This is a genomic window from Pigmentiphaga humi, from assembly GCF_900606115.1.
Taxonomy (GTDB): domain Bacteria; phylum Pseudomonadota; class Gammaproteobacteria; order Burkholderiales; family Burkholderiaceae_B; genus Pigmentiphaga; species Pigmentiphaga humi.
Genome location: NZ_UWPJ01000016.1, coordinates 180,383 through 200,716 on the forward strand (window position 1 = coordinate 180,383; position 20,334 = coordinate 200,716).

Genomic DNA, 20,334 nt, shown 5'->3' on the forward strand with positions numbered 1-20,334 from the left:
CGCCTCATTCCCGGGCATGCAACTTTCCAGGCACGGAGCCTTCATGAGCATCAACGCCATCGGTACGCCGGTCGATCTGCGCGCCTCGTCAGGCAGTGCGGCGTCGCCGGCCCAGCCTCTCACGCCGGCCGGCGCCGGCAGCCGGCTCGATCCGTCGCTGCCCGCCACCGCGCAGGTGCACGAGGCGGGCGAACTGCAGGCGGCGGTGGATACGTTCAATCGTTTCATCCCGCTGGCGACGCACAACCTGACGTTCAGCATCGACGAAGACAGCGGCAAGGTCGTGGTCAAGATCCTCGATGGCGATACGCAGGACGTGATCCGCCAGATCCCTTCCGAAGAAGCCCTCGCCTTGAGCCGGTCGCTGGACCAGATCAAGGGCGTGCTGCTCAACGGCAAGGCCTGACGGCCCGCCGATCCAACCAGACACCAGGAGCGCTTCATGGCTAGCGTAGGATCCGCCCTCGGCGTGGGTTCCGGTCTCGAGCTGTCCACCCTGCTCACCAACTTGATGAACGCGGAGAAGGTGCCGCTGGTCAAGCTGCAGCAGCAGGAGTCGACGGTCCAATCCAAGATCTCGGCATTCGGACAGCTCAAAAGCTCGCTGTCGTCGCTGCTGACGGCCGTCAACGGGCTGACCGAGGCCAAATTCAACGGCATGACGGGAACGTCGTCCGACACCGGCGTGGCCACGGTAAGCGCGACCAATGCCGCCAGCAAGGCCAGCCATACGCTGGAGGTGACGTCGCTGGCGCTGGCCGAGAAGGCCGTCAGCTCGGCCCTGGACGACGATGCGCAACTGCGCTCGGGCACGCTCACTTTTACTTTCGGCAGTGTGAAGGAAGGCGCTTTCGTCGCGGGCGAGGGCGAGACCAAGACGGTCACGATAGGCGCCGGCAACAATACGCTGGCCGGGGTGCGCGATGCGATCAACCAGGCAGCCATGGGGGTGACCGCATCGCTGATCAACGACGGATCGGGATCGAGGCTGGTGCTGACGTCGTCCGATACCGGCGCGGCCCACGCCTTCAAGATCGATACCGCGGAATCGGCCGGCGGTTCGGGCGAAGCGCTTTCGTTCCTGGACTACGATCCGGCCACCTCTCCCGCCTATTCCAGCACAGGCACAAACTCGGGCATGAGCCGGCTGCAGGCGGGCGCCGACGCCCAGTTCAAGCTGGACGGACTCTCGGTTTCCAGCGCCAGCAACACCGTCACCACCGTGCTCGCGGGCGTGACCCTGACGCTGCAGAAAGCCGGCACCAGCACCGTCGCCATAGGCACGAACGCGAGTTCGGGCACCAGCGCACTGCAGGCGCTGGTCTCGGCCTACAACAGCTTCCTCTCCACCGCCAACTCGCTGGCGCTCAACACGCCGAGCGAGACCAAGGGCGAAGCCAGTTCCGGCAATGGCCCGCTGGCAGGCGACAGCCTGGTGCGCGACGTGGTCTCGCGCATCCGCGGCGAGCTGTTCTCGCCGCTGGCCGGCGCGACCGGTCCCTATACCTCGCTATCGTCGCTGGGCGTCAGCTTCCAGAACGACGGCACGCTCAAGCTGGACACCGAGCGGCTCACCAAGGCGATGGCGGAAGATCCGTCGGCCATCGCCAAGCTCTTCACCTCCGAGCCCTTCGGCGCGGGCACGCAAAGCCTCACCGAGCGCTTTGCGGCCCAACTGAGCTCCTACACCAGCAACCAAGGCGCGATCGACACCCGCGTCGACGGCCTGAACAGTTCGGCCAAGACGCTGCAAGGCCAGCAGAAGCAGCTCGAGAACCGCCTCAGCCAGATCGAGGCGCGCTACCGCCAGCAGTTCACCGCGCTCGACAGCCTGATCGCGCAGCTCAACACGACCGGCACTTTCCTCACCCAGCAGATCGAAGCGCTGCAGAACCTCAACAAGCAATGACCAGGGTTGACGCATAGGCACCATAGCGCGAATTCGGCGGTTTCACGCCGCCAATTCGCACTTTAGGTCGCGCCGCCGCCGTCGTTAAATCCATTAGGGTGTTGCGCTCTTGCAAGCCCTCACACGTTCAGCAGGAGGCACACGTGTCGGGATTCGGGAATTTTGGGGCTAGGGCCTACGTCAGCGTCGGGGTGGAGACCGGAGTGTCCACGTCCAGCCCGCACGCACTTATCCTCATGCTCTACGATGGCGCGCTGGAGTCGCTGCGCAAGGCCATCGGCTGCATCGACGCGCAAGACCCCCTGGGCAAGACCCAGGCCCTGTCGCGCGCCACCCGCATCATCGACGAAGGCTTGCGGGCCAGCCTGGACCACAAGGCCGGCGGCGATCTGGCCGGACAATTGAACGGGCTGTACGACTACATCGTGCGCCGCACGATGCAGGCCGGCATCGACAACGACGCCGCGCCGCTGCAGGAAAGCATCCGGCTGCTCGACGAGCTGCGCGAGGCCTGGGCCTCGATCGAGCCCGGCGATCAGGCGGCCGCCTGATGGCTGCCTGCTCCGACGCCATCATGGAAGCCCCCGTCCACGCCCCCTGCCCGGACTGCCCGGCCTCGCCGCTGCAGGCCCTCTACCTGCAGCTGACCGACATCAGCCGCACCATGCTCGCCGCCGCCCGACGCGGCGACTGGGACGCGCTGACCGAGCAGGAGTCCGCCTGCGCGCAGTTGGTCGGACAACTCCGCCACTGCCCCATCGAGACCTGCCCGCCGGCCGAGCGCCAGGCCTGCATGGGGCTGATCCGCGAGATCCTCGCCAACGATGCAGCCACGCGCGACATCGCCGAGCCCCGAATGAAGGAGCTCGGACAGATGCTGCGTCCCCGGCGCAACCCGTTCGGCACGCAGATGTACCGCTGACCTTGGTAGCGGACACCCGCCAGACGCAAGCCATCAGCGGCGTCGCTCCCACGCAGAGCTGGGAGCGCTATCGCGAAGATGCGCGCGAAGCCATCCTGGCCAGGCTGCTCAACGTCCCGGGCGGCGGCACGCCAGGCGGCGCCCGCGCGTCCGGCGGCTCCGCCCTGCCGAACGGGCTGGTGCGCGCCACGGTCCTGCAGGCCAACAGCGACACCGAAGCGCTGGTGGACATCGGCGGCAAGCCCTATCTGGTCAATACCCGCCAGGCATTGAGCCCGGGCGCCTCCATCGTGCTGCGCCTGCTCGACGACCGCACCTTCCTGCAAGGCCAGGAGCAGGCCCGGCGGGCCGGCGGCGCGCCCGCAGCCGCTCCCGGCGGCGTAACGGACAGCGAGGCCGCCGACACGGCCGGGCGCGGCAACGCCGTTCGCGCGCTGCGCGGCGTCGCGCCGATCGCGCTGCCGTCGCTGGCCGAACTCAAGGTCGAGACCGGCGACACCAAGGTGATGCTGAGCGGCTCGGCCCGCCTGCTGCTGGCCCTGGTGGACGAGATCGGCGGCGCGCAGCGCAGCGTCCCGCTCGCGCCGCTGCGCCTCGGCGCCGACGCCACCGCCGCCGAGGCCGCCCAGCGCCTGCAGCAGGGCGTCGCGCAGTCGGGGCTGTTCTACGAGGCCCACCTGCAGGAGTGGCGCGAAGGCCGCCGCGAGCTGGACACGCTGCGGACCGAACCCCAGGCCGCGCTATCGCCCGGGCCGCCGGCCAAAGAACACGCTCCCGCGGCCGCCGCGCCGGCCGCCCTGCCCGCCGAACCGGCCACGCCCGAGCAGAATGCCGCCAAAGGCCTGCAAGCGGCGCTCGACGCCATTCCGCCGGACGTGCGGCAGGTGGTGCAGGACCAGATCGCGGTGCTGGCCAGCGGCCGCCTGTTCCTGCAGGGTGCCTGGGCCGAGCAGCCGTTCACGCTGGAGATCGAGCCCGACGACGGCCAGGGCCGCGATGCCGAGCTGCCGCTGTCCTGGCGCATACGCATTGCCGTCCAGACGCGCCATCTCGGCACCTTGCAGGTGGACGTCACGCTGGCCGGCACCGATGCCCGCATTGCCATCCAGCCCGACACCCATGCCTTGCGGGGACAGCGCCTGCGCGATCTGCAGGCCCGGCTCACGGGCGGCGGCCTGGACCTGCAGCAGGCCTTGGATGGCCAGGGACTGCGCATGACCGACCTCCAGGTCGCCACCGCCTCGCGCTCCCCGGCCCGCGCATGAACGCCCCGCCGAACGATTTCCCGGGCGACGACAAGCTCGACGACCCGCGGCGCATCCAGGCGGTGGCGCTGCGCTACGAGAAAGAGCGCAAGACGCCTATCGTGGTCGCCAAGGGCAGCGGCATGATCGCCGAGGAAATCCTGCGCCGCGCCAAGGATGCGGGCGTGTTCGTGCACAGCTCGCGCGAGCTGATCGACCTGCTGATGAAAGTGGACCTGGACGCGCGCATCCCGCCTTCGCTGTATGCGGCGGTAGCCGAGGTACTGGCCTGGGTCTACCGGCAGGACGCAGCCGCGGGCGCGGCCGGCGAAGGCGGGCCGGCAAGAACGCCCTGAGCCTCAGACCTGCATGTTCATGACTTCGTTGTAGGCCGCGACCACGCGGTTGCGCGCCTGCGCGAGCATCTGGAACGACAGGCTGGCCTTGTTCATGGCGATCATGGTGGCTTCCAGGCCGGTCTCGGGGTCGCCCTGCTGGTAGGCGCGCTGCATGGCGGACGCCTCGGTCTGGGCCTGCTGCACGCCCTGGATGGCGTCGACCAGCACGTTGGCGAACGAAGCCGGCGCCTGCGTCCCGCCCATCAGCGCGTCCGGGCGCGACAGCATCTGCGCAGCGCGCGCCATGCCGGTGCCGCTGGCCTGGGCCTGGCCGGGAAAAGAAGCGAGCACGTCCTGGATGCGGTCCATATGGAGGGTTCCTGCCTGGAAAGAGTCCTGTCTGCCGATGCCAGGATGATAGGCATGCGGGAAGAATCCCAGAGCGGGAAGAGCCGGGGCAAAACCCGCTTATTCCTGCCTTGGCTGTGACAGTCCCCGGTAATAATACGAGTCCTAGAAAAAGGGGGAGGTCGCTCGGACGCCCCGCAGCCCAGGCATCCGGACCCGCTTCATCATTACATGGCCGACGACACGCAGAACCAGCCCGCCGCGGGCTCGCCCAGCGGCCACAAGCTCATGGCCGCGTTCGGCAGGCTGAACACGCGCCATCGGCTGGGGCTGCTGGTGGGCATTCCGGTGCTCGTCGCCGTCATCGTGGCGGTGCTGCTGTGGAACCGCGCGCCCGACTACCGGGTGCTGTTCAGCGGCCTGTCCGACCAGGACGGCGGCACCATCGTCGCCGCGCTCCAGCAGCAGAAGATTCCGTATCGCGTCGCCGACGGCGGCAGCGCCATCCTGGTGCCGCCCGACCAGGTCCACGAAGTGCGCCTGCGCCTGGCCTCGCAAGGGCTGCCCCGCGCCGGCAACGTCGGCTTCGAGCTGATGGACAACAGCCGGCTGGGCCTCACCCAGTTCCAGGAACAGGTCAACTACCAGCGCGCGCTCGAAGGCGAGCTGGCGCGCTCCATCCAGAGCCTGGGCACGGTCAGGAGCGCGCGCGTCCACCTGGCCATTCCCAAGCCCAGCATCTTCATGCGGGAACAGAACCGGCCCACCGCCTCGGTGCTGGTGCAGATGCTGCCCGGCCGCCTGCTCGAACGCGCCCAGGTGGCCGGCATCGTGCACCTGGTGTCCTCCTCCGTGCCCCAGCTCGCCCCGGGCGCGGTCAGCGTGGTGGACCAGACCGGCACGCTGCTGTCGTCCAACGACGCCGACGCCAACGGCCTGGACGCCAGCCAGCTCGAATACCTGCGCGCGATGGAGCAGCAGTACGCGCGCCGCATCGCCGAACTGATCTCGCCCATCGTCGGCGCGCAGAACCTGCGCGCCCAGGTGGCGATCGACCTCGATTTCAGCCGGCAGGAACAGACCGACGAGAGCTACCGCCCCAACGGCGGCCCCGACCAGGCGGCCGTGCGCAGCCGGCAAAGCTCCGAGGCGCGCGAGCCCGCCGCCGGCACCGACGGAGGCGTGCCCGGCTCGCTCAGCAATACGCCGCCCGGCGTGGCCACCGCGCCCGTCACGGGCAACGCGGCGACCAATCCCACGGCCGCGGCCACCGGCAATCGCGAGGCGGCGCAGAATCTGCGGCGCGCCGACACCACCAACTACGAGCTGGACAAGACGGTGCGCTACGTGCGCGAGCCGGTCGGCCGCATCAAGCGCCTGTCCGCCGCGGTGGTGGTCAACCACCGCACCAGCGTGGTCAAGGGCGAGACCGTCACCGCCCCGCTCAGCGAGGCCGAGCTCGCGCAGATCAAGGCGCTGGTCAACGACGCCGTGGGCTTCGATCCGCAGCGCCGCGATTCGGTGTCGGTCATCAGCATCCCGTTCAATGAAAGCAGCGCCGAGGCCGTGCCCGAGCCGGCCTTCTGGAAGCAGCCGGAATTCATCGACCTGGCGCGCGGCATCGGCGTCGCCCTGGTGGTGGCGCTGGCGGTGCTGTACCTGATCATCGGCGTGATCCGGCCCGCCATCAAGCAGATGACGGCGCCGCAGCCGCCGCTGGAGCCGGCTTTCCCGGCCGGTGCGCCGCTCATGGCCGCCGCCGAGGCCGAGACTGCCGGCGCACCGCCGCAGGAAGATCCGCTGGAACGTGTCCGCCAGTTCGCCCGCGGCAACCCGCAAGTCGTCGCCAACGTGATCCGGCAGTGGATCAACGACGGCCAGAACGTCTGAGCAGGCCTTTCGCGATGATCCATCCACGTGGCTAATAACGATCCGGAACAAGGCGTCATCGACGGCGCCATCCTGCTGCTGTCCCTGGGCGAGGAGGAAGCCGCGCAGGTGCTCAAGTATCTGTCGCCGCGCGAAGTGCAGAAACTCGGCACCTCGATGGCCGGCATGCAGGGGATCGTCCGCGAGGAGATGACACTGGTGCTGGAGCGCTTCGAGGCCGACATCGGCAGCCATACCGGACTGGGGGCCGATGCCGACGCCTACCTGCGCAACGTGCTGACGCGCGCGCTGGGCGCGGACAAGGCCGGCTTCCTGCTCGACCGCATCCTGCACACCGGCGACACCTCGGGCATCGAGAGCCTGAAATGGATGGACCCGGGCAGCGTGGGCGAACTGATCCGCCACGAACACCCGCAGATCATCGCCTCCATCCTGGTGCACCTGGAAGCGGACCAGGCCGCCGCGGTGCTCAACTACCTGCCGGACCGGGTGCGCGGCGACGTCCTGCTGCGCATCGCCACGCTCGACGGCATCCAGCCCGCGGCGCTGCGCGAACTCAACGACGTCCTGCTCAAGATGCTGTCCGGCAACGAACAGATCAAGCGCCGCAAGCTCGGCGGCATCAGGACCGCCGCCGAGATCCTGAACTTCGTCGGATCCTCGTCGGAACACCAGATCCTCGACGTGGTCAGGCAGACCGACGGCGACCTGGCGCAGCGCATCATCGACGAGATGTTCTCGTTCGAGAACCTGATCGACGCCGACGACCAGGGCATGCAGACGCTGCTGCGCGAGATCACGCCGGAAACGCTCATCCTGGCGCTCAAGGGCGCGAGCGCGGAACTGCGCGAGAAAGTATTCCGCTGCATGCCCTCGCGCGCGTCGCTGCAATTGCGCGACGACCTGGAGGCGCGCGGACCGGTGCGGATTTCCGAAGTCGAACTGCAGCAAAAGGAAATCCTGAAGATCGCCCGCCGCCTGATCGAGACCGGCGACATGGCGATCAACGGCATGGGCGAGGACCAGTATGTCTGAACAGCAGCCCGCGCCGCGCCGCATCGTGCCGGCCGAGGAAGGCCGCCACCTGCCGGTATGGAAGCTGGAGAGCTTCGCCGCGGGCATGCCGCAGGGGGCGCCGCGCCTGCGGCCGCAGACCGAGGAAGAAAAGCGCGCGATCCAGCAGGCCCTGGCTGCGGCGCAACAGGAGGCCGAGCGGCGCGCGCGCGAAGCGGTCACGGCCCAGGCCGCCACGCAGGCCGCCCCGGCCGCCGGGCCCGCCGAACCGCAGCCCGCCGTGGACCCGGCAGAGGTCGAACGCATCAAGACCGCGGCCTTCGACGAAGGCTATGCCGCGGGCTACGACCAGGGCAGCGCCGCCGCGCGGCGCGAAGCGGAACAGTTGCGCCAGGCGGCCCTGGCCGCGTCGGACGTGTTCGCGCGCTTCGAAACCGAACTGGCGCCGCGCCTGATCGATCTCGCGGTCGAGATCGCGCGCCAGGTGATACGGCGCGAACTGGCGCAGGAATCCCATGCCGTGCTGGCGGTCGTGCGCGACGCCTTCGACCAGTTGACCGGCGGCGAGACCGGCCGCCAGTTGCTGCTGCATCCCGCCGACGTCCAGCTGGTGCGCGCCCACCTGGGCGAAGAACTCGAGCTCGGCCAGTGGAAAATCGTCGAAGACAGCGCCATGGCCCCCGGCGGCTGCCGCATCGCCACGCAGCAGTCCGACATCGACGCCACGCTCCCGACCCGCTGGAAGCGCACCCTGGCCGCGCTGGGCCAGGACGCCCCCTGGGACGACGCCCATGCATGAGCCGTCCGCCGCGCTGACCCGCTTCGTCGCCGACTGCACCGCCCGGGTGCGGTCGGTGCAGCCGGCGGCCGTCTCGGGCCGGCTCACGCGCGTGGCCGGCCTGGTCATGGAAGCGGTCGGCCTGAAACTGCCCGTGGGCAGCACCTGCCGCATCGTCCAGGGCGGCGACCGCGAAGCCGAAGCCGAAGTCGTCGGCTTCAACGGCGAGCGCCTGTTCCTGATGCCCTCGACCGAGATCCACGGCCTGACCGCCGGTTCGCTGGTCATGCCGCTGGATACCCAGCGCCCCGCGCCGGTCTATGCGCCCGGCGCCGGAGCGGCCGAGGCGCCGGACACGCTCGAGGAGGTCACCAAGCAGCTGCCGGTGGGCGACGCGCTGCTGGGCCGGGTGGTCGATGGCGCGGGCCGCCCGCTCGACCGCCTCGGCCCCATCCCCGCCGCCCAGCGCGCGCCGCTGGCCGCACGCCCGATCAATCCGATCGAGCGCCAGCCCATCGAGCGCCCGCTGGACGTGGGCGTGCGCGCCATCAATGCCATGCTCACCGTGGGCCGGGGCCAGCGCATGGGCCTGTTCGCCGGCTCGGGCGTGGGCAAGAGCGTGCTGCTGGGCATGATGGCCCGCTACACGGAAGCGGACGTCACCGTGGTCGGGCTCATCGGCGAGCGCGGCCGCGAGGTCAAGGAATTCATCGACCACATCCTCGGTCCCGAAGGCCTGGCCCGTTCCGTGGTGGTCGCGGCGCCGGCCGACGCCGCGCCGCTGATGCGCCTGCAGGGCGCAGCCTACGCCACCGTGCTGGCCGAGCATTTCCGCGACCAGGGCAAGAACGTGCTGCTGATCATGGATTCGCTCACGCGCTATGCGATGGCCCAGCGCGAGATCGCGCTCGCCATCGGCGAGCCGCCCGCCACCAAGGGCTATCCGCCCTCGGTCTTCGCCAAGCTGCCGGCCCTGGTCGAGCGCGCCGGCAACGGCACCCATGGCGCGGGGTCGATCACCGCCTTCTATACCGTGCTGACCGAAGGCGACGACCAGCAAGACCCCATCGCCGATTCGGCGCGCGCCATCCTGGACGGCCACATCGTGCTCAACCGCGCCCTGGCCGACACCGGCCACTACCCGGCCATCGACATCGAACAATCGATCTCGCGGGCCATGCACAACATCGTCGATGCCGCCCAGCAGCGGCATGCCCGCACCGTCAAGAAACTGTTCTCGCGCTACCAGCGCTCCCGCGACCTGATCCAGGTGGGTGCCTACGTGCCCGGATCCGACCGCGAACTCGACCAGGCGATCGCCGCGCACGGCGCGATCGGCCAGTTCCTGCAGCAGGACATGCAGGCCCGCGCCCCCTTCGCCGACAGCCTGGCCCAGATGACCGCCATCGCCGAACATTTCGATGCGGCGGCCTGACCGACATGCCCGGAAACTCTCCACCATGACCTCCTCCGCGACGCTCTCCACGCTGATCGACCTGGCGCAAGGCCGCAAGAACAAGGCCGCCCAGGAATTCGCCCAGGCCGCCGCCGCGCACTCGCACGCCCGCGAACGGCTCACGCTGATCGAGAACTACCGGGCCGACTACGAAACCCGCATGCGCGACCAGGCCGGCGCGGGGCTGGACGGAACGCTGATCGGCAACTACACCCGCTTCATCCGGCAGTTGAGCGATGCCGTCGAGCAGCAGAATCAGGAGGTGGCGCGCTGCGAACAGCACTTGAACGCCACGCGCGCGGCCTTCTTCGAAGAGGAACGCAAACTCAAGTCGCTGGAGATCCTCGCCCAGCGGGAAGCCCAGCGCCAGGACGCGGCGCAGGCCAAGCTGCTGCAGAAGCAGGTGGACGAATTCGCGGCGCGCCGCAGCTTCGGACCCGCCACGGGATACGCACTGTGAGCGCCCTGCCTTCCACCCAGGCGGCCGTGCCCGCCTCTCCGGTCCTACCGGCTGCCCAGCCAGCACCTCCCGGACGGGACGATGGCGCGAACGGCTTCGACAAGGCCCTGGCCGACGCCGGCCGGGCACGCCAGCCTGCCGCGGAGCGGCGGGAGCAGGCGTCTGCCGCGGACGGGCAAGACCCGCAAGACCGCCCTGCCGGCGAAGACGGACAGGATGCGCCGGCAGGCATGGAGTGGCTCGCGCAGTGGGCCGCCTACGTACCGGCCGCCGTGCCTCCAGGAACGTCTGCCGCAGGCCTGGAGCCCGCTGCCGATGGCGAGGCCGCGGACGCGCTGCTGCCGTCCGATCCGGCGGCGAGCCAGCCTGTCGACCTGGCCTCGACCGATGCCGCCCAGGCCGGGCCGGTCCAAGGCGCGGCTCCCCAGCCCGGCCTGGCCGCCGGCATCACGCCGCCGCGCGGAGCCGGCAACGCGGCCAAGGCCGTGGCCGCGCGCTCGGACGATGTCGAGCCGGCATCCAGGCAGCCCGCCCCGGCCAGCGAACGCGCGTCTGCCGTTCCAGCCGCGCCAGCCGTGCCGGGTGCGGCGCAGGCGGCCCCCGCCGCCGAGCCCCGCCCCGCTCCCGGCGTGCTGCAGGATACGGCCACGGTCCCCGTGAACGGCATCGCGCACACGCACGCAAGCTCCCCGCGCATCGACCTGCCGAGCGCACCGGGCGCGCCCACGCCGCTGCAGCAGGGCGCGCTGCAGGAGCGCATCGACGGCGCGCTGCGCTGGATGGCGGCGGGCAATCTGCAGGCTGCGCAGTTGCGCGTCGACCCGGACGCATTGGGCCCCATCACCATTCACCTGCGGCTGGACGGCGACATTGCCAACGTCGCGTTCGGCAGCAACCACGAGGCGACCAGGCAGGCGCTGGAAAGCGCCCTGCCCGGCCTGAAGGACGCGCTCCAGGCCGGCGGTCTGAGCCTGGGCCAGGCCTCCGTGGGCAGCGAGCAACAGGGTTTCAGCCAGGCCCGGCAATTCGATGAGCCGGCCGGGCGGTCCGCCCGGGGGGCGTCCGGCGACGGCGCAGCGGCAGGACACGCCTCGGCCGCTTCCTCCGTGGAGGCCCAAATCCCGCGGCGCTCCGGCGACCGGCTGCTCGACGCCTACGCCTAAAGCCCGCCCGCGGCACCCTCCGCGCGGCATCGCGCCGTACCGGCAAATCGGCGCTTGCACGGGTAACCGCCCGATTTCCCCTGTTTTTCCACCGATCGCTGCCGTTACTTCCATCGATAATCCACACCGGGGATGGCTTGCCCATCCTTTTTCAAGTTTCCGGAGAAGTCGTTCATGGCCGAGGCCGCCATTCCCGTCAAGCGCACCAGGACCTGGCTCATCGTCCTCGGTGGGCTGGTCCTGCTGATCGTGATCGCCGGCATGGCCGCCATGCTGCTGATCCACAACAAGCAGCTCGCCAGCTTCGAGAGCTATGGCTATGCGGGCGGCCCCTCTTCCGAACAGGAACAAGTCGCCGAGCCGGCGCCCCCGCCGCTATCCAACGCGGGCAAGCACGTCTTCAGCGCGCTGGAAATGTTCACGGCCAACCTGGCCGAGCGCGACCGCGACCGCTTCGTCCAGGTCGGCGTGGTGCTCGAACTCGGCGACGCCAAAACCGCGGCCGCCTTCAATGCCGTGATTCCGCCGGTACGCAGCGAGATCCTGATGCTGCTGACCTCCAAGACCGTGGACGAGCTCGGCACGCTGCAGGGCAAGCAGCGCCTAGCCGTGCAGATCGTGGACATCGCCCGCAAATACATCGCGCCCGAGTACCAGTCCGGCATCTATGCCGCGCATTTCTCCGGCTTCGTCATCCAGTGAAGCCGGTGCCTCGACGTCGATGACGCATCCAGCCGCCCCCGCCCGGAACGCCCATGGCCGGTGAATTCCTTTCCCAGGACGAAGTCGACGCCCTGTTGCGCGGCGTCACGGGCGAACAGGACGAACGCCCGCAGGACGACGAGCCGGAGGGGGGCATACGCCCGTACAACCTCGCCAAGCAGGAGCGCATCGTCCGCGGCCGCATGCCGTCGCTGGAGATCATCCACGACCGCTTCGGCCGGCTGCTGCGGGCCGGGCTGTTCAATTTCCTGCGGCGCAACCCCGAGATCTCGGTCGGGCCGGTCAAGCTCGTCAAGTACAGCGAGTTCCTGCGCAACCTGGTGGTCCCGACCAACCTGAACATCGTGTCGCTCAAGCCGCTGCGCGGCAATGCGCTGTTCATTTTCGAGCCGCGCCTGGTGTTCGCCGTCATCGACAACCTGTTCGGCGGCGACGGCCGCTTCCATACGCGCGTGGAAGGGCGCGATTTCACGCCCACCGAGCAGCGCATCATCCAGCGCATGCTGAGCGTCGTGCTGGACGAATACGCCAAGGCCTGGGCCGCGGTCCACCCCATGCATTTCGAGTACCAGCGCGCCGAAATGCACACGCAGTTCGCCAATATCGCCACGCCGTCCGAGATCGTCGTCTGCTCGAGCTTCTCGATCGAGTTCGGCTCGTCGGGCGGCGAACTTCACATCTGTTTTCCGTACGCCTCGGTGGAGCCCATCCGCGATGCGCTGTACAGTCCGGTCCAGGGCGACCAGATGGAGCCCGACAAGCGCTGGCTGCGCATGCTCTCCAAGCAGATCCAGCTGGCCGACGTCGAAATGGTCGTCAACCTGGGCGAGACCGAACTGGTCCTGCGCGACCTGCTCAATATGAAAGAAGGCGACGTCATCCCCCTGGACATCGCGCCGATGCTGCCTGCCTATGTGGACGGCGTCCCCATTTTCGACTGCAAGGTCGGCACGAGCAACGGGCAATACGCGATCCGCATCGGCAAGGTGCTGGCCACGCTGCAATCGGAAAACAATCTAGGAGATGAGAATGCAAGCGGATCCTGAGCGCCCGTCCGAGCCCGCCGAGGACGACTGGGCCGCCGCGCTCGCCGAGCAATCGCGGGCCCAGGCCGACGCCGCCCGCCCCGCCGACGAATTGTTCGAGTCGTTCAGCGGCAGCGCCGCCGCGCCGCCCAAGATGGCCAACGACATCGAAATCATCATGGACATCCCGGTCACCCTGACCGTGGAACTGGGACGCACGCGCATCCCCATCAAGCAGATCCTCCAACTGGCGCAGGGCTCGGTGGTGGAGCTGGACGGCATGGCGGGCGAGCCCATGGACGTGCTGGTCAACGGCTGCCTGATCGCGCAAGGCGAAGTGGTCGTGGTCAATGACAAGTTCGGCATCCGGCTCACCGACATCGTCACCCCCTCCGAACGGCTGCGCCGCCTGAACCGCTGATCCGCCGCATGATGTCTTCCACTTCCTACGCCCAGACCGTGCTGGCGCTGATTGCCGTGCTGGCGCTGATCGTCGCGTGCGCCTGGGTGCTGCGGCGCGTGCAGCGGCCCCAGGGCGGCGCCTCCAATCCCTTGCGCGTGCGCGGCCAGTTGATGGTCGGAGCGCGCGAACGCATCGTGCTGGTCGAGATCGGCGACACCTGGATCGTCACCGGCGTCGCATCCGGCAACGTGCGCCAGCTCGCCGTGCTGCCCCGCCAGGAAGACGACGCGCCGGCCGACGGCCCAGCCGACGCGGCACGCCCCGATTTCCGCGCGCTGCTGGCGCGCTTCGGCAAGCCATGATGCGCCGTTCGCTCCACGCGCTGGCCGCGCTCGTGCTGCTGTTGCTGGCCGTGGCCCAGGCGCACGCCCAGCAGGCCGGCATTCCCGCGCTGACCGCGTCGCCTTCGCCCGGCGGCGGCACGACCTGGTCGCTGTCGCTGCAGACGCTGATGGTGCTGTCGGCGCTGAGCTTCCTGCCCGCGGTGCTGCTGATGATGACGGGCTTCACCCGCATCATCATCGTGCTGTCGCTGCTGCGCAGCGCGCTCGGTCTGCAGGGCTCGCCGCCCAACATGGTGCTGGTCGGCCTGGCGCTGTTCATGACCTTCTTCATCATGACGCCCACCTTCGACCGCGTCTATACCGAAGCCTACCAGCCCTTCGACCGCCAGGAACTCGATTTCCCGCAGGCCCTGGACAAGGCCCAGGCGCCGCTCAAGGAGTTCATGCTCAGGCAGACGCGCGAATCCGACCTGGCCCTGTTCATGCGCCTGGCCGAGACTCCCGCCGTCTCCGAGCCCGCCCAGCTGCCGCTGCGCGTCGTCGTGCCCGCCTTCGCCACCAGCGAACTCAAGACCGCCTTCCAGATCGGCTTCATGGTGTTCCTGCCGTTCCTGGTCATCGACCTGGTGGTCTCCAGCGTCCTGATGTCCATGGGCATGATGATGCTCTCACCCGTCCTGATCTCGCTGCCCTTCAAGCTCATGCTCTTCGTCATGGCCGACGGCTGGAACCTCCTCATCGCCAGCCTGGTGGCCAGCTTCAGATAATGCTTCCCGATTCCTTCCTTCATTGCTACCGCTCGCCACCACATCCCGGCTCGACCCCAGGATGCGGCGGATCCGGCTTTGCCGGTCCGCCCGCATCGCCCCCTGGAGGGCGCGCGAAGCGCGTAGGAGGGGGCCGATGACTCCAATGCCCTTGGCCCAAGAGGCCGTGCAAATTGCCATCTACCTGGCCGCGCCGCTGCTGCTGTCGGCGCTCGCCGTCGGGCTGGTCATCAGCGTCCTGCAGGCCGCGACGCAAATCAACGAGATGACGCTCTCGTTCGTGCCCAAGCTGGTGGCGATCTTCGCGGCGGCGCTGATCGCCGGCCCCTGGATGCTGTCGATGATGACGGATTACATCCGGCGCCTGTTCGAGAACATCCCCTTCATGCTGGGCTAGGGCCTGTTCACGCTAAAAGGAGCCCTGCCATGCTCAGCGTGACCGACGCCCAGGTGCATGCGGCAATCGCCGCCTTGCTGTGGCCGTTCGTGCGCACGCTGGCGCTCATCCAGACCGCGCCGGTGTTCGGCCACCGCGCGGTGCCGCAGCGCGTCAAGATAGGACTGGCGCTGCTGATCTCGCTGCTGGTGGCCCCCGGCATTCCGGCCCAGCCGGTCGATGCGTTTTCCGCCGCCGGCATGCTGCTGCTGTTGCAGCAGATCATCGTCGGCGCGGCCATGGGCTTCGGCCTGCGCGCCGTCTTCGCCGCCTTCGAACTGGCCGGCGACCTCGTCGGCCTGCAGATGGGGCTGGGCTTCGCCTCGTTCCTCGATCCGCAGCGCGGCGCGCCCTCGCCCTTGCTGGGCACTTTCTTCATGCTGTGCGCCATGCTCGCCTTCCTGTCCACCGACGGCCACCTGACCCTGTTGCTGGCGCTGGGCGAGAGCTTCCGCATCATTCCGATCTCGCCGCATCCGCTGGACAACCTGGATTGGATGCGGCTGGCCGACCTGGGCGCCGTCATGTTCGCCAGCGGCCTGCAGATCGCGCTGCCGGTGCTCGCGGCGATTCTGTCGATCAATATCGCGCTCGGCTTCGTTTCGCGCAGCGCCCCGCAGCTCAACATCTTCAACCTGGGCTTTGCCGTGACGCTGCTGGCCGGGCTGGCCGTGCTGTGGCTGACGCTCAGCGTGCTGTCCGGCCCCACCGAGCGCATCGTCGGCATCGCGGTGCCCTACTTCAAGAGCGCCGTCGTACCCTAGGCCGGGCCGGGGCGTTACCAGACCGCGCCGTCGCGGAGGTGGCGGAAGCGGCTCAGGTCCGCGCCTATGCGCGGCCCGGGGAACACGAGGCTGATCCGGGTGCCGCCGAATTCCGGCCGGCTGCGCAGGTCCCAGTGGGCTCCGTGCGCTTCGGCGATTTCCTTGACGATGGCCAGGCCCAGTCCCGATCCGCCCACCAGCGAATCCTTGGCGCGGTAGAACGCATCGAAGACCCGGGCACGGTCTTCCGCGTGGATTCCCGGGCCGTCGTCTTCCACCACCAGGCTGGGCGGCGAATCGATCACGCGCAGCACGATCTGGCCGGGACGGCCCAGGTAGCGGATGGCATTGTCGACCAAGTTGCCCAGCAGTTGTTCCAGCAGCACGACGTCGCCGTCGACCCACACCGGATCATCGGGCGCCACCAGCACGATGTCCACGTTGGCATGGCGGGCCGCAGGCACCCATTGCGCGCCGCTTTCCCGGGTCAGCTCGGTCAGGTCCAGGCGCGTAAAGGCATCGCGCGGGCGGACGTTGGCCTCGATCCGCGCCAGCACCAGCAATTGCTCGCCCAGCCGGATCATGCGGTCGGTGGCGGCCTTGATACGTTCGGCGCGCTGGCGCACGTCGTCGGGCAGCGGCCGCGCCAGCATCAGCTCCGATTCGAGCTTCAGGCCGCTGAGCGGCGTACGCAGTTGATGGGCCGCGTGGCCGATGAAGCGGCGCTGCGCGGCCACCGCCTGGCCTACGCGCGCCAGCAGCGAGTTGGTCTTGGCGATCAGCAGCGTCAATTCGCTGGGCACGTCTTCGCCGCCAATGGGCTGCAGGTCGTCGATACTGCGGCTTTCGATTTCATCGGACAATTTGCTGACCGACTCCAGCCCCGAGCGCACCGCGGCCACGATCACGAAGCCGAGCAGCACGATCAGCAGCAGCTGGCCGGCGACCAGGACCGACAGGACCTCGTCGACGAAACGGTTGCGGGTATTGAGCGTTTCTCCCATCGCCACCTCGACCGCGTAGTCCTCGAAGCTGAAATCCAGCGCGACGGCGCGTACCGGCAGTTCCTCCACCACCGCGTCGTAGATGGTCGGCACCGCCTTGCCGATGCGGTCGAGCAGGCTGGCGGGCGCATCCGCCTCTTCCTCGTCGGTTTCGTCGGGTTCGGGCATCGCGGGCGGCGGCCCCAGGTCGGCGCGTCCGGCGATCACCTGGCCATCCACGCTGATGCGGAAATAGGTGCGCTCTTCCGGATCCATGGTCAGAAAGCGCGTGGTATTCCAGGAAGGGTCGAGCTGCGGGCCCTGCGGCGTCATGACGACCTGGTGCGCCAGCGCGCGCGTCATGTCAATCAGCGCGCGGTCGTGGGAGTGATTGTTGAGCTTGCGCGTGAGCACGAACGTGACCACGCTGTCCATCGCCGCCAGCAGCAATACCGCGGGCAGCAGCCTGATCAGCAGGTGCCAGGCCAGCGAACGCCGGTGCAAGACCCGCCCCGCCTGGCCCGGCGATGCCTCACGCTGCGGCATCGGACTCGAGGAGATATCCGAAGCCGCGCACCGTCTGGATGCTGACGCCGGCTTTCTCCAGCCGCTTGCGCAGGCGGTAGATATACACCTCGACGGCGTTTTCGCTGAAATCGGCGTCCCAGGCCGACAACGAATTGACGATCTGGCGCTTGGTCACCACCCTACCGGCGCGAACCATCAGCATCTCGAGCACGGACAGTTCGCGCACCGACAGCGATACCCGTTCGCCATAGACGCGCAGCTCGCGGCCCACGGTATCGAAGCTGAGCGCGCCCACCTCCATGACCGGGCTGACCTGGCCGGCGCGGCGCCGGATCAGCGCGCGCACGCGCGCCGCCAGTTCGGGCAGCTCGAACGGCTTGGTGACGTAGTCGTCGGCTCCGGCGTCCAGGCCGGCCACCCGGTCTTCCAGCGCGTCGCGCGCCGTCAGGATCAGCACCGGCACGGCGTTCTCATTGGCGCGCAGCCGCCGCAGCACGGTCAGCCCGTCTTCGCCCGGCAGATTCAAGTCGAGCAGGACCAGGTCGTAGGTCTGGCTGGACAAGGCGGCCGAGGCGCGCTCGCCGCTGGAGACGTGATCGACGGCATAACCCTGGTCGCCCAGGAACTCGGTCAGGGCGCCACCCAGGGTGGCATCGTCTTCGACAACCAATACACGCATGCGACAAAGCGCCGGGGGAACCGGCGCTCCAATGGACGGAGATTGCTAGAGTATACGAAACCCCAACAAGCCGCCCTTTTACAGACCCGGGAAGCGGTGGATCCGGCTCTGCCGGTCCACCCGCTTCGCCCCCTGGGGCGCGCGCGTTAGCGCGCAGGGGGGGAATTACCTTCCGGCGTGCTGACGAAACCGATGCGTTTCAGGCCGGTGCGGGAGGCGTCGGCCATGATCTGCGCGAGCACTTCGTAGCGCGTGGCCTTGTCGGCGCGCAGGTGCAGTTCCGGCTGCGGTTCCTGCTTGGAGGCGCTGGCGAAACGGTCGGGCAGGTCTTCGAGCAGGACGGGCGCATCGTTCCAGAACACTTTGCCTTCGGCGTCGATAGCGAGGTCGATCTTGGCCGGATCGTTGTCGACCGGCGCAGAGGTCGCCTGCGGGACGTCGATGCGCACGGCATGCGACAGCAGCGGCGCCGTGATGATGAAGATCACCAGCAGCACCAGCATCACGTCGATGAGCGGCACCATGTTGATCTCGGACTGCGGCGCTCCGGCTCCTGCGCCGCTGTTGAAACTGCCAAAAGCCATGGAAGACTCCTTACGCCTTATTCGGCGGCCTTGCCCTTGAGCGCCCGCACGTTGCCGTCGGTCACGATCTGCTGGCCGGTGGTCAGGAACGCGAACAAGTCGTGCGCGAAAGCGTCCAGGCGGGCGAGCAGCACGCGGTTGCTGCGGGTGAAGAAGTTGTAGGCCAGCACGGCCGGGATGGCCACGGCCAGGCCCAGGCCGGTCATGATCAGCGCCTCGCCCACCGGGCCGGCGATGCGGTCGATGGTCGCGCCGCCGCCCTGGCCGATGGCCACCAGTGCGTGGTAGACGCCCCACACCGTGCCGAACAGGCCGACGAAGGGCGCGGTCGAGCCGACCGAGGCCAGCACCGTCAGGCCGTTCTCGAGCTTGGAGGTTTCCTCGTCGATCACCTTGCGCATCGTGCGCGTGACGAAATCGGCCTGCGAGCCGGCCTCTTCCAGCTTGGCCACGCCGAACTTGGCATGGTGCTGGCGAGCGTACATGGCATGGCTGGTCAAGTGCGAAAAGGGATCGTTGGCCCCGTGCGTGGTGATCTCGCGGTCGACCGCCTCGAGCGAGGTGGCGTTCCAGAAGTGCTGGAGGAAAGTCTCGCCCTGCCGGCGCGAACGCATGTTCGCAATGGCCTTGACGATGATCAGGTACCAGGTCGCCAGCGACATCAGCACCAGGATGGCGAAGAGCACCTTGCCCAGCGCGTCGGTCTGGTAGATGAAGTGCGCAAAGCCCAGGCTCGGGAGTTCATTCATGTCAGTTCCTGAGGGTGAAATCGAACGGAACGATCGCAATGGCGGCGATCGCCACGCCGTTCTCGGTATAGGGTTTGAAACGTCCGCGCCTGGCGGCCTCGAGGGCCGCATCGTCCAGGCGCGAGAAGCCGGAGGATTTTTCCAGCGATGCCTGGTCGACCCGCCCGCTGGTGTTGATCAGCAGGCGCACCAGGACCTTGCCTTGTTCGCCCAGCCGCTTGGACGTGCGGGGGTAGTCGGGCATGGGCGGATCGCCCAGGTACTCGATGCGGCCGACCAGCTTGGGCTCGGAGGACACCGGCGCCTGCGGCGAGGCGGTGCGCTCGGAAGCGTCGGGCTTGCCGCTGGCCTGCGCAGACGAGGCCGGAGCCGGCGCGGGCGCTGGCTCGGGTTCCGGAACGGGATCGGAGATCGCGGTCTCGGACGGCGGCGCGGGCTCGGGCGGGGCCGGAACCGGCTTGGGCGGTGGCTTGGGCTTCGGTTTAGGCTGGGGTTTGGGCTTGGGGGGCTCAGGCTTGGGAGGTTCGGGCTTGGGTGCGGGAGGCGTGGGAGCGGGCGGCGCGGCCGCCACCTGGACCTGAGGAGCGATTTCGACGAACCTGACCTCTACGGTCTCGACCGGCTTGACCGGCTGGGGCTCGGACTTGACGATCAGGATGGCGCCCACCACCGCCGCATGCAAGATGACCACCGCCGCGCCAGCGCAAACGCGCAGCCTGGCGGAGGCCGGCGTATTCCAATGCGAGGTGGCACTCATTCGGATGAATCGCGTTGCTGACCAATAACGACCGTCACGATATCACAAATGCGAGTGATTCGCAGTTAAG

The 20,334-nt window shown here is 68.7% G+C and carries 24 protein-coding genes and 2 pseudogenes; 19 read left to right on the forward strand and 7 right to left on the reverse strand.

Annotated elements, in window-relative coordinates; all coding sequences use genetic code 11:
* The first annotated feature begins 43 nt into the window (after window positions 1-43).
* The 6 genes from PIGHUM_RS10015 to PIGHUM_RS10040 all read left to right on the forward strand — a co-directional run bounded on the left by PIGHUM_RS10015 (window position 44) and on the right by PIGHUM_RS10040 (window position 4,431).
* Entirely contained in the window at window positions 44-406 is a 363-nt protein-coding gene (locus PIGHUM_RS10015) for a flagellar protein FlaG (protein ID WP_160142231.1), read from the forward strand.
* A 36-nt stretch (window positions 407-442) separates the two neighbouring features.
* Entirely contained in the window at window positions 443-1,909 is a 1,467-nt protein-coding gene (gene fliD, locus PIGHUM_RS10020) for a flagellar filament capping protein FliD (RefSeq protein ID WP_124079435.1), read from the forward strand.
* A gap of 143 nt (window positions 1,910-2,052) precedes the next feature.
* The gene (gene fliS, locus PIGHUM_RS10025) at window positions 2,053-2,460 is read left to right on the forward strand and encodes a flagellar export chaperone FliS (protein WP_124079436.1); all 408 of its coding nucleotides are present in this window, start codon (window positions 2,053-2,055) and stop codon (window positions 2,458-2,460) included.
* Window positions 2,460-2,831, forward strand: a complete 372-nt coding sequence (locus PIGHUM_RS10030; protein WP_124079437.1) for a flagellar protein FliT — start codon at window positions 2,460-2,462, stop codon at window positions 2,829-2,831. The genes fliS and PIGHUM_RS10030 overlap by 1 nt, the downstream gene beginning before the upstream one ends.
* A 2-nt stretch (window positions 2,832-2,833) precedes the next feature.
* The gene (locus tag PIGHUM_RS10035) at window positions 2,834-4,096 is read left to right on the forward strand and encodes a flagellar hook-length control protein FliK (protein WP_124079438.1); all 1,263 of its coding nucleotides are present in this window, start codon (window positions 2,834-2,836) and stop codon (window positions 4,094-4,096) included.
* On the forward strand, window positions 4,093-4,431 hold the full coding sequence (locus tag PIGHUM_RS10040) for an EscU/YscU/HrcU family type III secretion system export apparatus switch protein (RefSeq protein ID WP_124079439.1): 339 nt from the start codon (window positions 4,093-4,095) through the stop codon (window positions 4,429-4,431). Before PIGHUM_RS10035 ends, PIGHUM_RS10040 begins: the two co-directional genes overlap by 4 nt.
* A gap of 3 nt (window positions 4,432-4,434) precedes the next feature.
* On the opposite strand, the gene fliE is transcribed toward PIGHUM_RS10040, so the two are convergent.
* Window positions 4,435-4,782: a flagellar hook-basal body complex protein FliE gene (fliE, locus tag PIGHUM_RS10045; RefSeq protein WP_246013083.1), complete on the reverse strand. Its 348-nt coding sequence runs from the start codon at window positions 4,780-4,782 to the stop codon at window positions 4,435-4,437.
* Window positions 4,783-4,992: 210 nt separating this feature from the next.
* On the opposite strand from fliE, the gene fliF reads away from it, so the two are divergent.
* From fliF to fliR, 13 genes are all read left to right on the forward strand, one after another.
* On the forward strand, window positions 4,993-6,651 hold the full coding sequence (fliF, locus tag PIGHUM_RS10050; RefSeq protein WP_124079440.1) for a flagellar basal-body MS-ring/collar protein FliF: 1,659 nt from the start codon (window positions 4,993-4,995) through the stop codon (window positions 6,649-6,651).
* A gap of 27 nt (window positions 6,652-6,678) precedes the next feature.
* Window positions 6,679-7,686, forward strand: coding sequence for a flagellar motor switch protein FliG (gene fliG / locus PIGHUM_RS10055; protein WP_124079441.1), 1,008 nt, complete (start codon window positions 6,679-6,681; stop codon window positions 7,684-7,686).
* On the forward strand, window positions 7,679-8,464 hold the full coding sequence (locus PIGHUM_RS10060; RefSeq protein WP_124079442.1) for a flagellar assembly protein FliH: 786 nt from the start codon (window positions 7,679-7,681) through the stop codon (window positions 8,462-8,464). The genes fliG and PIGHUM_RS10060 overlap by 8 nt, the downstream gene beginning before the upstream one ends.
* Window positions 8,457-9,878 carry a flagellar protein export ATPase FliI gene (gene fliI, locus PIGHUM_RS10065; RefSeq protein WP_124079443.1) on the forward strand — a complete coding sequence of 474 codons (1,422 nt, stop codon included), beginning with the start codon at window positions 8,457-8,459 and terminating at the stop codon, window positions 9,876-9,878. The genes PIGHUM_RS10060 and fliI overlap by 8 nt, the downstream gene beginning before the upstream one ends.
* A gap of 25 nt (window positions 9,879-9,903) precedes the next feature.
* The gene (fliJ, locus tag PIGHUM_RS10070; protein ID WP_160142232.1) at window positions 9,904-10,359 is read left to right on the forward strand and encodes a flagellar export protein FliJ; all 456 of its coding nucleotides are present in this window, start codon (window positions 9,904-9,906) and stop codon (window positions 10,357-10,359) included.
* Window positions 10,356-11,522, forward strand: coding sequence for a flagellar hook-length control protein FliK (locus PIGHUM_RS10075; protein ID WP_124079445.1), 1,167 nt, complete (start codon window positions 10,356-10,358; stop codon window positions 11,520-11,522). Before fliJ ends, PIGHUM_RS10075 begins: the two co-directional genes overlap by 4 nt.
* A 174-nt stretch (window positions 11,523-11,696) precedes the next feature.
* Window positions 11,697-12,224: a flagellar basal body-associated FliL family protein gene (locus PIGHUM_RS10080; RefSeq protein ID WP_160142233.1), complete on the forward strand. Its 528-nt coding sequence runs from the start codon at window positions 11,697-11,699 to the stop codon at window positions 12,222-12,224.
* Window positions 12,225-12,277: 53 nt separating this feature from the next.
* Window positions 12,278-13,291, forward strand: a complete 1,014-nt coding sequence (gene fliM, locus PIGHUM_RS10085) for a flagellar motor switch protein FliM (RefSeq protein WP_124079447.1) — start codon at window positions 12,278-12,280, stop codon at window positions 13,289-13,291.
* Entirely contained in the window at window positions 13,275-13,691 is a 417-nt protein-coding gene (gene fliN, locus PIGHUM_RS10090; RefSeq protein WP_246013086.1) for a flagellar motor switch protein FliN, read from the forward strand. Before fliM ends, fliN begins: the two co-directional genes overlap by 17 nt.
* A gap of 8 nt (window positions 13,692-13,699) precedes the next feature.
* The gene (gene fliO, locus PIGHUM_RS10095; protein ID WP_124079449.1) at window positions 13,700-14,035 is read left to right on the forward strand and encodes a flagellar biosynthetic protein FliO; all 336 of its coding nucleotides are present in this window, start codon (window positions 13,700-13,702) and stop codon (window positions 14,033-14,035) included.
* The gene (gene fliP / locus PIGHUM_RS10100; protein WP_425466704.1) at window positions 14,032-14,784 is read left to right on the forward strand and encodes a flagellar type III secretion system pore protein FliP; all 753 of its coding nucleotides are present in this window, start codon (window positions 14,032-14,034) and stop codon (window positions 14,782-14,784) included. The genes fliO and fliP overlap by 4 nt, the downstream gene beginning before the upstream one ends.
* 136 nt (window positions 14,785-14,920) lie before the next feature.
* Window positions 14,921-15,181 carry a flagellar biosynthesis protein FliQ gene (gene fliQ, locus PIGHUM_RS10105; RefSeq protein ID WP_124079450.1) on the forward strand — a complete coding sequence of 87 codons (261 nt, stop codon included), beginning with the start codon at window positions 14,921-14,923 and terminating at the stop codon, window positions 15,179-15,181.
* Between the two features lie 29 nt (window positions 15,182-15,210).
* The gene (gene fliR / locus PIGHUM_RS10110) at window positions 15,211-15,984 is read left to right on the forward strand and encodes a flagellar biosynthetic protein FliR (protein ID WP_124079451.1); all 774 of its coding nucleotides are present in this window, start codon (window positions 15,211-15,213) and stop codon (window positions 15,982-15,984) included.
* Between the two features lie 14 nt (window positions 15,985-15,998).
* Here fliR and PIGHUM_RS24180 read toward each other — a convergent pair.
* The 6 genes and pseudogenes from PIGHUM_RS24180 to PIGHUM_RS24340 all read right to left on the reverse strand — a co-directional run.
* Window positions 15,999-16,955 (reverse strand): annotated as a pseudogene (locus PIGHUM_RS24180) (sensor histidine kinase); the annotation flags it as partial.
* A gap of 3 nt (window positions 16,956-16,958) precedes the next feature.
* Window positions 16,959-17,513 (reverse strand): annotated as a pseudogene (locus PIGHUM_RS24185) (sensor histidine kinase N-terminal domain-containing protein); the annotation flags it as partial.
* The gene (locus PIGHUM_RS10120; protein WP_124079453.1) at window positions 17,500-18,174 is read right to left on the reverse strand and encodes a response regulator; all 675 of its coding nucleotides are present in this window, start codon (window positions 18,172-18,174) and stop codon (window positions 17,500-17,502) included. The gene PIGHUM_RS10120 and the pseudogene PIGHUM_RS24185, both read right to left, overlap by 14 nt.
* Window positions 18,175-18,320: 146 nt before the next feature.
* Complete coding sequence (locus PIGHUM_RS10125; protein ID WP_124079454.1) at window positions 18,321-18,758, reverse strand: ExbD/TolR family protein; 438 nt, start codon at window positions 18,756-18,758, stop codon at window positions 18,321-18,323.
* 17 nt (window positions 18,759-18,775) lie between these two features.
* Window positions 18,776-19,618, reverse strand: coding sequence for a MotA/TolQ/ExbB proton channel family protein (locus tag PIGHUM_RS10130; RefSeq protein WP_124079455.1), 843 nt, complete (start codon window positions 19,616-19,618; stop codon window positions 18,776-18,778).
* Window positions 19,509-20,264 carry an energy transducer TonB gene (locus PIGHUM_RS24340; protein ID WP_124079456.1) on the reverse strand — a complete coding sequence of 252 codons (756 nt, stop codon included), beginning with the start codon at window positions 20,262-20,264 and terminating at the stop codon, window positions 19,509-19,511. Before PIGHUM_RS24340 ends, PIGHUM_RS10130 begins: the two co-directional genes overlap by 110 nt.
* Between the last annotated feature and the right edge of the window lie 70 nt (window positions 20,265-20,334).

Coding starts and splice junctions, on each gene's coding strand:
- PIGHUM_RS10040 (WP_124079439.1), top strand. CDS start 4,093: ATGAACGCCCCGCCGAACGATTTCCCGGGCGACGACAAGCTCGACGAC.
- fliP (WP_425466704.1), top strand. CDS start 14,032: ATGATGCGCCGTTCGCTCCACGCGCTGGCCGCGCTCGTGCTGCTGTTG.
- PIGHUM_RS10015 (WP_160142231.1), top strand. CDS start 44: ATGAGCATCAACGCCATCGGTACGCCGGTCGATCTGCGCGCCTCGTCA.
- fliR (WP_124079451.1), top strand. CDS start 15,211: ATGCTCAGCGTGACCGACGCCCAGGTGCATGCGGCAATCGCCGCCTTG.
- PIGHUM_RS10125 (WP_124079454.1), bottom strand. CDS start 18,758: ATGGCTTTTGGCAGTTTCAACAGCGGCGCAGGAGCCGGAGCGCCGCAG.
- PIGHUM_RS10130 (WP_124079455.1), bottom strand. CDS start 19,618: ATGCGGCCCTCGAGGCCGCCAGGCGCGGACGTTTCAAACCCTATACCG.
- fliO (WP_124079449.1), top strand. CDS start 13,700: ATGATGTCTTCCACTTCCTACGCCCAGACCGTGCTGGCGCTGATTGCC.
- PIGHUM_RS10060 (WP_124079442.1), top strand. CDS start 7,679: ATGTCTGAACAGCAGCCCGCGCCGCGCCGCATCGTGCCGGCCGAGGAA.
- fliJ (WP_160142232.1), top strand. CDS start 9,904: ATGACCTCCTCCGCGACGCTCTCCACGCTGATCGACCTGGCGCAAGGC.
- fliD (WP_124079435.1), top strand. CDS start 443: ATGGCTAGCGTAGGATCCGCCCTCGGCGTGGGTTCCGGTCTCGAGCTG.
- fliI (WP_124079443.1), top strand. CDS start 8,457: ATGCATGAGCCGTCCGCCGCGCTGACCCGCTTCGTCGCCGACTGCACC.
- fliE (WP_246013083.1), bottom strand. CDS start 4,782: ATGGACCGCATCCAGGACGTGCTCGCTTCTTTTCCCGGCCAGGCCCAG.
- PIGHUM_RS10030 (WP_124079437.1), top strand. CDS start 2,460: ATGGCTGCCTGCTCCGACGCCATCATGGAAGCCCCCGTCCACGCCCCC.
- fliN (WP_246013086.1), top strand. CDS start 13,275: ATGCAAGCGGATCCTGAGCGCCCGTCCGAGCCCGCCGAGGACGACTGG.
- PIGHUM_RS10080 (WP_160142233.1), top strand. CDS start 11,697: ATGGCCGAGGCCGCCATTCCCGTCAAGCGCACCAGGACCTGGCTCATC.
- PIGHUM_RS24340 (WP_124079456.1), bottom strand. CDS start 20,264: ATGAGTGCCACCTCGCATTGGAATACGCCGGCCTCCGCCAGGCTGCGC.
- fliQ (WP_124079450.1), top strand. CDS start 14,921: ATGACTCCAATGCCCTTGGCCCAAGAGGCCGTGCAAATTGCCATCTAC.
- PIGHUM_RS10120 (WP_124079453.1), bottom strand. CDS start 18,174: ATGCGTGTATTGGTTGTCGAAGACGATGCCACCCTGGGTGGCGCCCTG.
- fliM (WP_124079447.1), top strand. CDS start 12,278: ATGGCCGGTGAATTCCTTTCCCAGGACGAAGTCGACGCCCTGTTGCGC.
- fliF (WP_124079440.1), top strand. CDS start 4,993: ATGGCCGACGACACGCAGAACCAGCCCGCCGCGGGCTCGCCCAGCGGC.